This is a genomic window from Nocardioides panacis, from assembly GCF_019039255.1.
Taxonomy (GTDB): domain Bacteria; phylum Actinomycetota; class Actinomycetes; order Propionibacteriales; family Nocardioidaceae; genus Nocardioides_B; species Nocardioides_B panacis.
In genome coordinates this window covers 2427483-2439160 of the sequence record NZ_CP077062.1, presented here as the reverse complement: position 1 = coordinate 2439160, position 11678 = coordinate 2427483, and the positions used below count along the sequence as shown (strand labels likewise).

At 73.6% G+C, this 11678-nt stretch carries 9 protein-coding genes; all 9 read left to right on the top strand.

Going from position 1 to position 11678, the window contains the following annotated elements:
- Nucleotides 1-2 precede the first annotated feature (2 nt).
- The 9 genes from KRR39_RS11810 to ftsZ all read left to right on the top strand — a co-directional run bounded on the left by KRR39_RS11810 (nt 3) and on the right by ftsZ (nt 11671).
- Nucleotides 3-1538: a UDP-N-acetylmuramoyl-L-alanyl-D-glutamate--2,6-diaminopimelate ligase gene (locus KRR39_RS11810; RefSeq protein WP_254185681.1), complete on the top strand. Its 1536-nt coding sequence runs from the start codon at nt 3-5 to the stop codon at nt 1536-1538.
- Between the two features lie 7 nt (nt 1539-1545).
- Nucleotides 1546-2988, top strand: a complete 1443-nt coding sequence (locus KRR39_RS11805; RefSeq protein WP_216942213.1) for a UDP-N-acetylmuramoyl-tripeptide--D-alanyl-D-alanine ligase — start codon at nt 1546-1548, stop codon at nt 2986-2988.
- A complete protein-coding gene (mraY, locus tag KRR39_RS11800) occupies nt 2985-4049 on the top strand; it encodes a phospho-N-acetylmuramoyl-pentapeptide-transferase (protein ID WP_216942211.1) in 1065 nt (354 codons plus the stop codon). Before KRR39_RS11805 ends, mraY begins: the two co-directional genes overlap by 4 nt.
- Complete coding sequence (gene murD / locus KRR39_RS11795; RefSeq protein ID WP_216942209.1) at nt 4046-5494, top strand: UDP-N-acetylmuramoyl-L-alanine--D-glutamate ligase; 1449 nt, start codon at nt 4046-4048, stop codon at nt 5492-5494. The genes mraY and murD overlap by 4 nt, the downstream gene beginning before the upstream one ends.
- Nucleotides 5495-5543: 49 nt before the next feature.
- Nucleotides 5544-6812, top strand: coding sequence for a putative lipid II flippase FtsW (gene ftsW / locus KRR39_RS11790; protein ID WP_254185680.1), 1269 nt, complete (start codon nt 5544-5546; stop codon nt 6810-6812).
- Nucleotides 6809-7900: an undecaprenyldiphospho-muramoylpentapeptide beta-N-acetylglucosaminyltransferase gene (gene murG, locus KRR39_RS11785; RefSeq protein WP_216942205.1), complete on the top strand. Its 1092-nt coding sequence runs from the start codon at nt 6809-6811 to the stop codon at nt 7898-7900. The genes ftsW and murG overlap by 4 nt, the downstream gene beginning before the upstream one ends.
- Nucleotides 7897-9315: a UDP-N-acetylmuramate--L-alanine ligase gene (gene murC, locus KRR39_RS11780; RefSeq protein WP_216942204.1), complete on the top strand. Its 1419-nt coding sequence runs from the start codon at nt 7897-7899 to the stop codon at nt 9313-9315. The genes murG and murC overlap by 4 nt, the downstream gene beginning before the upstream one ends.
- Entirely contained in the window at nt 9312-10088 is a 777-nt protein-coding gene (locus tag KRR39_RS11775; RefSeq protein WP_216942203.1) for a cell division protein FtsQ/DivIB, read from the top strand. Before murC ends, KRR39_RS11775 begins: the two co-directional genes overlap by 4 nt.
- 278 nt (nt 10089-10366) lie before the next feature.
- Nucleotides 10367-11671, top strand: coding sequence for a cell division protein FtsZ (gene ftsZ, locus KRR39_RS11770; protein ID WP_216942202.1), 1305 nt, complete (start codon nt 10367-10369; stop codon nt 11669-11671).
- Nucleotides 11672-11678: the final 7 nt, after the last annotated feature.

The window sequence follows — 11678 nt, the reverse complement described above, 5'->3', positions numbered from 1 at the left end:
GCGTGCCCGACCTCGTTCCACTGCGTCCCGCCGTGCCGGTGGAGACCCCTCTCCAGGACGTCGTCGAGTGGCTCGGGGACCTGCTCGTGGACCGTCGCGGTGACCTCGGCGTGGTGCTGACCGGCGCGACCATCAGCTCGCTGCGCGTGCACCCCGGCGACCTGTACGTCGCGCCCGCCGGTGCCCGCGCGCACGGTGCGTCGTACGTCGACCAGGCGGTCCGCGACGGGGCGGTCGCCGTGCTCACCGACCCGGCCGGCGCGCTGCAGTGCCCCGACGCCGCGGTGCCGGTGCTCGTCGTGGAGCGGCCCCGCGAGGTGGTCGGCGACCTGGCCGCCCGGATCTACGGCAGGCCCGCCCAGCGGCTGCGCATGGTCGCGGTGACCGGCACCCAGGGCAAGACCACCACCACCCGGCTCGCCGAGGCGGCGCTGTCCGCGGCCGGCGTGCCCGCCGCGGTCGTCGGCACCGTCGGCACCCGGGTCGCGGGCGTCGACGTGAAGACGTCCCTGACCACGCCGGAGGCGCCCGACCTGCACGCGCTGTTCGCGGTGATGGCCGAGCGCGGCGTCGCGGCCTGCGCGATGGAGGTCTCCAGCCACGCGCTGGTGATGGGCCGGGTGGACGGCGTCGTGTTCGACGTGGCGTGCTTCACCAACCTGGGCCGCGACCACCTCGACTTCCACGCCGACGTCGAGGAGTACTTCGCGGCCAAGGCGTCGCTGTTCACGCCCGGGCGCGCCCGGCTGGGCCTGGTCAACGTCGACGACGAGCACGGCCGCCGGCTCGTCCGCGAGGCCACGGTCCCGGTGCGGACGTTCTCCGCGGCCGGCGCGGAGGCCGACTGGCGGGCCGGCGACGTGGTGCTGGAGCCCACCGGGTCGACCTTCACCGTGCACGCGCCCAGCGGCGAGTCGTTCCCCGCACGGGTGCCGCTGACCGGTGACTTCAACGTGGCCAACGCGCTGTGCGCGATCGCGGCGCTGGGCGAGGCCGGCTTCGACGCCGCCGCGGTCGCCGCCGCGATGGGCGCCTCGGGCGGGGTGCCCGGGCGGCTGGAGCAGGTGGACGCCGGCCAGGGGTTCCTGGCCGTCGTGGACTACGCCCACAAGCCCGACGCGGTGACCGCCGCCCTGCGCGCGCTGCGCGCGCTGACCACCGGCCGGCTGCTGGTCGTGCTCGGCGCCGGCGGCGACCGGGACCCCGGCAAGCGGCCGATCATGGGCGAGATCGCGGCCCGGCTCGGCGACGTGCTGGTGGTGACCGACGACAACCCGCGCAGCGAGGACCCGGCCGCGATCCGCGGCGAAGTGCTGGCCGGCGCGGAGGCGGTCCCCGCCGCGGAGCGCGCCGAGCTGCGCGAGGTCGGCGACCGGCGCGCGGCGATCGCGCTCGCGGTGTCCCTGGCCGCCGACGGCGACACCGTCGTGGTGGCCGGCAAGGGCCACGAGACCGGCCAGGAGGTAGCCGGCACGGTGCACCCGTTCGACGACCGGGTCGTGCTGCGCGAGGAGATGACAGGACGGGTCGCCCGATGATCGCCCGATGATCGCCATGACGCTGGCCGCGATCGCCGACGTGGTCGGCGGCAAGCCCGTGCACGACGACGGGCGCACGGTCGACGGTCCCGCCTTCCTGGACAGCCGGGTCGCCGAGCGGGGCGGCCTGTTCGTCGCGATCGCCGGCGAGCACGTCGACGGCCACGACTACGCCGGCACCGCGCTGGACGGCGGGGCGGCCGCCGTGCTGTCCTCACGTGACACCGGCCTCCCCGGCGTCGTGGTCGACGACCCGGTGGCCGCGCTGGCGCTGCTGGCACGGCACTCGCTGGCCGGGCTGCCCGGTGCCAGGGTCGTCGCGCTCACCGGCTCGCAGGGCAAGACCAGCACCAAGGACGTGCTGGCCCAGGTCCTCGCCGACGCCGGCACCACCGTCGCGACGTTCGGCTCGTTCAACAACGAGCTCGGGCTGCCGCTGACCGTGCTGCGCGCCGACGCCTCCACCGAGTTCCTGGTGCTGGAGATGGGGGCCCGGCACGTCGGCGACCTGACCGCGTCCTGCGCCGTCGCGCCGCCGCAGGTCTCGCTGGTGCTCAACGTCGGCAAGGCGCACATGGGGGAGTTCGGCTCCCAGGAGGCGATCGCGACCGCCAAGGGCGAGATCGTCGAGGCGCTGCCGCCGGCCGACCGGGGCGGGGTCGCGGTGCTCAACGCCGACGACCCGCTGGTCGCCGCGATGGCCTCCCGCACGACGGCCCGGGTGAGCTCCTTCGGCTCCGGACGGGACGCCGACGTGCGCTTCGAGGACCTGGCGGTCGACGAGCTCGGCCGACCCACCTTCGACCTGGTCGTGGGGGACGAGCGGCGCAGCGTGACGCTCGGCCTGATCGGCGAGCACCACGCGTCCAACGCCGCCGCCGTCGCCGCGGCGGCGCTGGCCCTCGGCGTACCCCTCGACTCGATCGTGGCCTCGCTCGGCACCGCCACCGCCACCTCGCCCGCCCGGATGGAGCTCACCGAGCGCGCCGACGGGGTCACCGTGCTCAACGACGCCTACAACGCCAACCCCGACTCGATGCGGGCGGCGCTCAAGTCGCTGGCCGCGATCGGTCGCGGCCGTCCGGGCTCCCGGACGATGGCCGTCCTCGGCGAGATGCTCGAGCTGGGCGCGTCCAGCCGCGAGGAGCACGACGCGATCGGCAGACTGGCCGTGCGGCTGGACATCCACCAGCTGCTGGTCGTCGGGCAGGGCGCCAAGCCGATCCACCTGGGGGCCTACCTCGAGGGCTCGTGGGGCGGGGAGTCGGTGTTCGTGCCGGACCCCGACGCCGCGCTCGGCTGGCTGCGGGAGAACCTGACCAGCGGCGACGTGGTGCTGTTCAAGTCCTCCAAGGCGGCGCAGGTGCGGCGGGTGGCCGACGCGGTGCTGGCGGACGTGACCGGCGACGAGGCGGGACGACCCGCCCCTACTGAGGAGACCAGACGATGAGGGCAATCCTGCTCGCGGGCGGCCTGTCCCTGATCTTCACCCTGCTCGGGACCCGGGTCGCGATCCGGGTGCTGACCACCAAGGGCTACGGCCAGCTGATCCGCGACGACGGACCGACCACGCACCACACCAAGCGCGGCACCCCGACCATGGGCGGCCTCGTGATCATCCTGTCGGTGGTGCTGGCCTACTTCAGCGCCAAGCTGATCACCCGGGACACGCCGTCCTGGTCGGCGCTGCTGCTGCTGTTCCTGCTCGTCGGGCTGGGCACGGTCGGCTTCCTCGACGACTACATCAAGATCGCCATGCAGCGCAGCCTCGGCCTGCGCAGCAAGGCCAAGATGGCCGGCCAGGTCACCGTCGCGGTGATCTTCGGGGCACTGGCGCTGACCCGCCCCGACGGGCGCGGCCAGACGCCTGCCTCGCTGCACCTGTCCTTCATCCGGGACTTCGACGCCTTCACGCTGCCCGCCGTCGTGGTCGTGCTGCTGATCCTCGTGATGATCTCCGGGGCCAGCAACGCGGTGAACCTCACCGACGGCCTCGACGGGCTCGCCACCGGCACCTCCACCATGGTGTTCGCCGCCTACACGCTGGTGAACATCTGGCAGAACAACCAGTGGTGCGCGCTCAACCAGGGCAACAAGTGCTACGACGTGCGCGACCCCCTCGACCTCGCGGCGATCGCCGCGGCACTGACCGGCGCGTGCTTCGGGTTCCTGTGGTGGAACGCCTCGCCGGCGAAGATCTTCATGGGCGACACCGGGTCGCTGGCGCTCGGCGGTGCCCTCGCGGGGCTCGCGATCCTGACCCGCACCGAGTTCCTGCTCGCCATCCTCGGCGGCCTGTTCGTGATCATCACGATGTCGGTGATCCTGCAGGTCGGCTACTTCAAGCTCTCCGGCGGCAAGCGGATCTTCCGGATGGCCCCGCTGCAGCACCACTTCGAGCTCAAGGGCTGGGCCGAGATCACCATCGTGATCCGGTTCTGGATCATCACCGGCATCTGCGTCGCCGCCGGCCTGGGCATCTTCTACGCGGAGTGGGTCGCCGGCGTATGACCCTCGACGAGCTCGGCCGGCACACCTCCTGGGACGGTGTCCGGGCGGTCGTGATCGGCATCGGCGTCTCCGGCTTCGCGGCCGCCGACACCCTCACCCACCTCGGCGCCCGGGTCACCGTGCTGGCCGAGACGGCGACCGACGCGCAGCGCGAGAAGGCCCACCTGCTGGAGATCCTCGGCGCGACGGTCCGGATCGGGCCGGGGGAGACCTCCCGGCTGCCCGAGGGCGTCGACGTGCTGGTCACCTCCCCGGGGGTGCCGCCGACGGCCCCGCTGCTCGTCGAGGCGGCCCGCCGCGGCGTACCCGTGTGGGGCGAGGTCGAGCTGGCCTGGCGGCTGCGCGACCCGGAGCACCCCGGTGCCTGGCTGTGCGTGACCGGCACCAACGGCAAGACCACGACGGTCCAGATGCTCGACGCGATCCTCAAGGCCGCCGGGCTCTCCTCGGTGGCGTGCGGCAACGTCGGGCTGCCGATCGTCGAGGCGGTGATGGATCCCGCGCCCTACGCGGTCTACGCCGTCGAGCTGTCCAGCTTCCAGCTGCACTACACCTCGACGATGTCCGCGCACGCCGCCGCCGTGCTCAACGTCGCCGAGGACCACCTCGACTGGTACGTCGGACCCGACGGGATGGCCGACTACGCCGCCGACAAGGGCCGGATCTTCGAACGGGTGCAGCTCGCCTGCGTCTACAACGTGGCGGACCCGGTCACCGAGCAGCTGGTCCGCGACGCCGACGTCGTCGAGGGGGCCCAGGCGGTCGGCTTCACCCTGGGCACACCGGCCCCGGGCATGGTCGGCCTGGTCGAGGACGTGCTGGCCGACCGGGCCTTCGTGGAGGAGCGCGAGCACGCCGCCGCGGAGCTCTGCACGCTGGCCGACCTAGCCTCGCCGGCCCCGCACTTCGTCGCCAACGCCCTGGCCGCCGCTGCCCTGGCCCGCTCGGTGGGCGTGCCGCCCGAGGCGGTGCGCGACGGGCTGCGCTCCTTCACGCCCGACGGCCACCGGATCGCCGAGGTCGCCGAGGTCGCCGGGGTGCGCTACGTCGACGACTCCAAGGCGACCAACCCGCACGCCGCCGCCTCGTCCCTGCAGGCCTACGACCGGGTCGTGTGGGTCGCCGGCGGGCTGGCCAAGGGCGCCACGTTCGACGACCTGGTCGCCCGGGTCCGCGACCGGCTGCGCGGCGTGGTGCTGCTGGGCCGTGACCGGGCGGTGATCGCCGAGGCGCTTGCGCGACACGCCCCCGATGTCCCGGTGATCGAAGTCGACGGCGGGGACACTTCTGTCATGGACCGCGTGGTCGGGGCGGCTGCGGAGCTCGCTCAGCCAGGAGACACCGTGCTGCTCGCACCCGGATGCGCTTCCATGGACATGTTCGCGAACTACGGCGCTCGCGGGGATGCCTTCGCCGAGTCGGTCCGCCGGTTCGGCGGCCGGTGAGCCACCCAGGCTTCCCGGCGGACACCCCGCACGGGCAGGAGGGCTCTGCGTGACCACCACGGCAGGGGAGCAGCGCAGGCCGCTCGCTCCGGCCGCACGACCGGTCCACTCGGGCAGCTGGTTCGCGACGTTCCGGCACACCCTGGACCGTCCGCTGACGTCCTACTACCTCCTCCTGACCGCCTCGACGCTGCTCCTGGCGATCGGCCTGATGGAGGTGCTCAGCGCCTCGAGCGTCGACGGCTTCGTCAAGCACGGCAACAGCTACTACTGGTTCTTCCGCCAGCTCACCTGGGTGTTCCTGGCGCTGCCGGTGGCGTTCGTCGCCACCCGGCTGCCGCACAAGCTGCTCCGGGCCCTCGCCTGGCCGGCGCTGCTGCTCGCCGTGGTGCTGCTCGCGCTCACCCAGACCGGGCTCGGCGTCGAGGTCAACGGCAACCGCAACTGGCTGGCCCTCGGGCCGGTGGTGGTCCAGCCCGCCGAGGTCGCCAAGCTCGCGGTGATCCTGTGGTGCGCGGACGTCTACGCCCGCAAGGAGCGGCTGCTCGACGACTGGCGGCACACGCTGATCCCGGTCGCCCCGGTGATGGCGATGGTCGTCGGCCTGGTCCTCCTCGGCGGGGACCTCGGCACCGCGCTGGTGCTGATGGCGATCATCCTCGGCATGCTCTGGGTGGTCGGCGCCCCGGCCCGGCTGTTCGTCGGCTCGATGGTCACGGTCGGGGTGTTCGCGCTCTACCTCGCCAGCACCAACAAGGAGCGGCTGGACCGGCTGACCAACTTCGCCGACCCGTTCAAGGACTACCAGGGCGCCGGGTGGCAGTCCGCCCACGGCCTGTTCGCGATGTCCAGCGGCGGGCTGTTCGGCAAGGGCATCGGCGCCAGCCAGCAGAAGTGGGGCTCGCTGCCCGAGGCGCACACCGACTTCATCTTCGCGGTGCTCGGCGAGGAGCTCGGCCTGGTCGGCACGATCCTGGTGCTCGCGCTCTTCCTCACCATCGCCTACGCCGGCATCCGGGTCGCCACCCGCACCCGGGACCCGTTCGTGCGCTACATGTCGGCCGGCATCACGGTCTGGCTGACCGGGCAGATGATGATGAACGTCGGCATGGTGCTGGCGCTGCTGCCGGTCATCGGCCTGCCGCTGCCGCTGGTCTCCTACGGCGGCTCCGCGCTGCTGCCCTCGCTGGTGGCGCTCGGCCTGCTCGTCTCGTTCGCCCGGTCCGAGCCGGGGGCCAGGGCCGCCCTGCGCGACCGGCGCCGCCGCCGGTCGTCAGCCGGGGTCACCTCCAGCAGCACCACGAGGCGCATGCGATGAAGGTGCTGCTGGCCGGGGGCGGATCGGCGGGGCACACCTCCCCGCTGCTCGCCACCGCTGATGCCCTGCGCCGCCTCGACGACAGCGTCGAGGTGACCGCTCTGGGCACCCCGCGCGGTCTCGAGGGCCGGGTCGTCCCCGAGGCGGGCTACCGGCTGGAGATGATCCCGCCGGTGCCGCTGCCCCGCCGGCCCAGCGCCGACCTCGCCCGGGTCCCTGCCCGGCTGCGCGGCGCGGTCAAGGCAGCCCTGGAGGTGGTCGACCGGATCCGCCCCGACGTGGTCGTCGGGTTCGGCGGCTACGTCTCGGTGCCGGCCTACCTCGCGGCCCGCCGGCGGCACGTCCCGATCGTGGTGCACGAGGGCAACGCGCTGCCCGGCATCGCCAACCGGCTCGGCGCCCGGTTCACCGACCACGTCGCGACGAGCTTCCCGGACACGCCGCTGCGCCACGCGTCGTACGTCGGGCTGCCGATCCGCCGGATGATCTCCACGCTCGACCGGGCCGCGCTGCGCGACGAGGCGCTGAGCACCTTCGGGCTCGATGCCGACCGGCCGACGCTGCTGGTCTACGGCGGCTCCCAGGGCGCCCGCCGGCTGAACCAGTCCGTGTCCGCCGCCGAGCGCAGCCTGGCCGACGCCGGCGTGCAGGTGCTGCACGTCGTCGGCGCCCAGGGCGAGGCGCTGGTGTCGCGCGCGGCCGGCGAGCCGCCGTACGTCGTGCTGCCGTACGTCGACCGCATGGACCTCGCCTACGCCGCCGCGGACCTCGTGCTCTGCCGCTGCGGGGCCAACGCCGTCACCGAGGTCGCCGCCGTCGGCCTGCCCGCGGTGTTCGTGCCGCTGCCGATCGGCAACGGCGAGCAGGACCTGAACGCCCGCCCGGTCGTCGACGCCGGCGGTGCGCTGCTCGTCCAGGACGCCGCGCTGACCCCGGAGTGGGTGGCCGCCACCGTGCCGGCCCTGGCCACCGACCCGGCCCGGCTGGCGAGGATGTCCACCGCGGCCGCCGGGCTGGTCCCGCGCGACGCCGACGAGCGGCTCGCCCGGATGGTGCTCGCCGCCGGTCTTCAGGGGGCCCGCGGATGAGGGTCCCCGTCCCCGAGGAGCTGCTGCCCGCCGAGAGCCTCGGCCGGGTGCACTTCGTCGGCATCGGCGGCGCCGGGCTGTCCGGCATCGCCCGGATCATGCTGGCCCGCGGCATGACCGTCAGCGGCAGCGACGCCAAGGAGTCCCGGGCGATCGAGGCCCTGCGGGCGCTCGGCGCGCGCTGCTACGTCGGCCACGACGCCGCCCAGGTGCAGGACGCCGACACGTTGGTGGTCTCCACCGCCGTGCGCGAGGACAACCCCGAGGTGGTCGAGGCCCGGCGGCTCGGCCTGCGGCTGCTGCCGCGGTCGGCCGCCCTGGAGTCGGTGATGCGCGGCCGCCGCGTGGTCGCGGTCGCCGGCACCCACGGCAAGACCACCACGACCTCGCTGCTGACCGTCGCGCTGCAGCACTGCGCCGCGGACCCGTCGTTCGCGATCGGCGGCGAGCTCAACGAGTCCGGCTCGAACGCCCACGACGGCAGCGGCGAGATCTTCGTCGCCGAGGCCGACGAGAGCGACGGCGCGTTCCTCGTCTACTCCCCGTACGGCGCGCTGGTGACCAACGTGGAGGCCGACCACCTCGACAACTACGGCACCGAGGAGGCCTACCACGCGGCCTTCACGACGTTCCTCGACCGGATCGACCCCGCCGGCTTCCTGGTGGTCTGCATCGACGACGACGGGGCCGCCGACCTCGCCGATCAGGCCCGCGCCAAGGGCCTGAAGGTGGTCGGCGTGGGGGAGTCCGAACGCGCCGACCTGCGCGCGGAGTCGCTGGAGTTCGCCGGCGCGACGTCCCGGTTCACCGTGGTCGACCACGGCCGCCGCCTGGGCGTGGTGTCCCTGCAGATCCCCGGCCGGCACTACGTCCTGGACGCGCTGGCCGCGCTGGCCGCCGGACTCCAGCTCGGGTTCGGGTTCGGCGAGCTGCGCCGCGGCCTGGAGGCGTTCACCGGCACCCGCCGGCGGATGGAGTTCAAGGGCGAGGCCGCCGGCGTGCGGGTCTACGACAGCTACGCCCACCACCCCAACGAGATCGCCGGCGACCTGCAGGCCGCCCGCTCGCTGGCCGGTGAGGGCCGGGTCGTGGTCGCCTTCCAGCCGCACCTGGTCTCGCGCACCAAGATCTTCGGCCCCGCGATGGGCCGGGCCCTCGGCGCGGCCGACGAGGTCGTGGTGATGGACGTGTACGTCGCCCGCGAGGACCCCGAGCCCGGCGTCAACGGCGAGCTCGTCGCCTCCCACGTCCCGCTGGACCCCGAGCACGTGCACTTCGAGCCGTCCTGGTCCGCGACCCCGGCGGCGCTCGTCGAGCGGGCCGGGCCCGGTGACCTGGTGCTCACGCTCGGCGCCGGCGACGTGACGCTGGTCGGCCCCGAGGTGCTCGAGCTCCTCGCGGAGCGTGAGGCATGAGCCTGTTCACCCGTGACCACCACGACGTCGACCCGGACGGGTCGGACGTCGAGCGCACCGTCCGGATCGCCCGCAAGCGCTTCGTGCGCCGCCAGTGGGCCCGCCGGTGGCTGGCCTGGCGCCGCGTCGTGGTGGCCCTCGGGCTGGTCACGCTGGTGGCCTTCTCGCTCTGGCTGGTGTTCGGCTCCTCCGTGCTGGCCGTCTCGGGGGTCCGGGTCGCCGGCACGGGCGTGCTCGACCCGCGCGAGGTCCGTCGCGCGGCCGCCGTACCCACCGGGGCGCCGCTGGCCACCGTGGACCTCGCCGCCATCGGCGCGCGCGTCGAGCGGCTGCCCGCGGTGAAGAGCGTCGACGTGTCCCGGTCCTGGCCGAGCTCGGTGCGCATCGACGTCACCGAGCGCGAGGCGGTGGCCGTCGTCGAGCGCGGCAACGTGCTGCGCGGCCTCGACGACCGCGGCGTGATGTTCCGCCGCTACCCCTCCCGGCCACGCAGCCTCCCGGTGATCCGGGTCGACGGCAAGGCGCGCGCCGACGCGCTCGCCGAGGCCGCCCGCGTCGCCGGGTCGCTACCCAGCTCGATCGACGGCAAGGTGGACTACGTCGAGGTGAAGACCGTGGACACCATCTCGCTGCGGCTGCGCAACGGCCGCACGGTCCGGTGGGGGAGCGCGGACGAGTCCGCCGCCAAGGCCCGGGTGCTGGCCGTGCTGCTGGAGCAGAAGGCCACGACGTACGACGTCAGCGTCCCCGGCCAGCCCACCCTCACCAAGTAGCCCGGCCTCCTCCGGCACCGGAGTGCCGCCGCGCCCGCGCGGTGCGAGAAAGTTCGAGAAACACGGGGCGCGCCGCGTGTCTGCGGCACGGCGTCCGGCCGATCGCCTAACTTCTTCTACTAGCACGAGGTTGACATAACTATAACCCTCTACTTTAGGGTGAGGGTTCCGGTTAGGCCAGGCTCGTGTCTTCCCCACCGACATACACCCCGTCTGCCCTGCACCACCTCCACCGAGGTCCGGCCCGCAGGGCAGCCAAGCAGCGAGAGGCACCTGCCGTGGCAGCACCGCAGAACTACCTGGCCGTCATCAAGGTCGTGGGTATTGGTGGAGGTGGAGTAAACGCCGTCAACCGGATGATCGAGGTCGGCCTCAAGGGCGTCGAGTTCATCGCCATCAACACCGATGCCCAAGCCCTGCTGATGAGCGACGCCGACGTCAAGCTCGACATCGGCCGCGAGCTCACCCGCGGACTCGGAGCGGGCGCGAACCCCGAGGTCGGTGGCAAGGCCGCCGACGACCACGCCGAGGAGATCGAGGAGGTGCTCAAGGGCGCCGACATGGTCTTCGTGACCGCGGGCGAGGGCGGTGGCACCGGCACCGGTGGCGCGCCGGTCGTCGCGCGCATCGCCCGGTCCCTGGGCGCCCTGACCATCGGCGTCGTGACCCGGCCGTTCTCGTTCGAGGGCCGGCGCCGCGCCAACCAGGCCGAGGAGGGGATCGCGCAGCTCCGCGAGGAGGTCGACACCCTCATCGTCATCCCGAACGACCGGCTGCTGTCGATCAGCGACCGCAACGTGTCGATCCTCGACGCCTTCAAGCAGGCCGACCAGGTGCTGCTGCAGGGCGTCTCGGGCATCACCGACCTGATCACCACCCCCGGCCTGATCAACCTCGACTTCGCCGACGTCAAGTCCGTGATGTCCAACGCCGGCTCGGCCCTGATGGGCATCGGCTCGGCGCGCGGCGAGGACCGCGCGGTCGCCGCTGCCGAGATGGCCGTGTCCAGCCCGCTGCTCGAGGCCTCCATCGACGGGGCGCACGGCGTGCTGCTCTCGATCGCCGGCGGCTCCGACCTCGGTCTGTTCGAGATCAACGAGGCCGCGGCCCTGGTGTCGCAGGCGGCGCACGCCGAGGCGAACATCATCTTCGGCGCGGTCATCGACGACGCGCTCGGCGACGAGGTCCGGGTCACCGTGATCGCGGCCGGCTTCGACGGCGGCATGCCGAAGAAGCGGGACAACGGCACGGTGCTCCGTCGCGAGCCGGCTGCCCAGCAGTCGCAGGCCGACACCCGCGCCGCCGCCCTGCCGGCGCCGTCGTCCGGCTCGCGCGAGCGCACCGCCTCGCCGGTCGGCTCCACGGCCCCGGCCGGTCGTCCCACGGCCGGTTCGCCGGCCGCGGCGCGCCAGCAGGACCACGAGCCGGCGAGCACCCGCGCCGGACAGTCGGGATACTCGCAGTACAACCAGTCGGGCCAGCAGTCCGCGGCCCCGGCGCAGCCGGCTCCCGCCGCGCCGCGCCAGCCGCGGCAGGTCCAGTTCGACGACGACGAGCTGGACGTGCCCGACTTCCTCAAGTAAGCACCAC

What these genes read in the sequence shown, in the direction of transcription:
- murD (WP_216942209.1), top strand. Translation starts at nt 4,046, where the DNA reads ATGACCCTCGACGAGCTCGGCCGGCACACCTCCTGGGACGGTGTCCGG.
- murC (WP_216942204.1), top strand. Translation starts at nt 7,897, where the DNA reads ATGAGGGTCCCCGTCCCCGAGGAGCTGCTGCCCGCCGAGAGCCTCGGC.
- mraY (WP_216942211.1), top strand. Translation starts at nt 2,985, where the DNA reads ATGAGGGCAATCCTGCTCGCGGGCGGCCTGTCCCTGATCTTCACCCTG.
- KRR39_RS11805 (WP_216942213.1), top strand. Translation starts at nt 1,546, where the DNA reads ATGATCGCCATGACGCTGGCCGCGATCGCCGACGTGGTCGGCGGCAAG.
- KRR39_RS11775 (WP_216942203.1), top strand. Translation starts at nt 9,312, where the DNA reads ATGAGCCTGTTCACCCGTGACCACCACGACGTCGACCCGGACGGGTCG.
- murG (WP_216942205.1), top strand. Translation starts at nt 6,809, where the DNA reads ATGAAGGTGCTGCTGGCCGGGGGCGGATCGGCGGGGCACACCTCCCCG.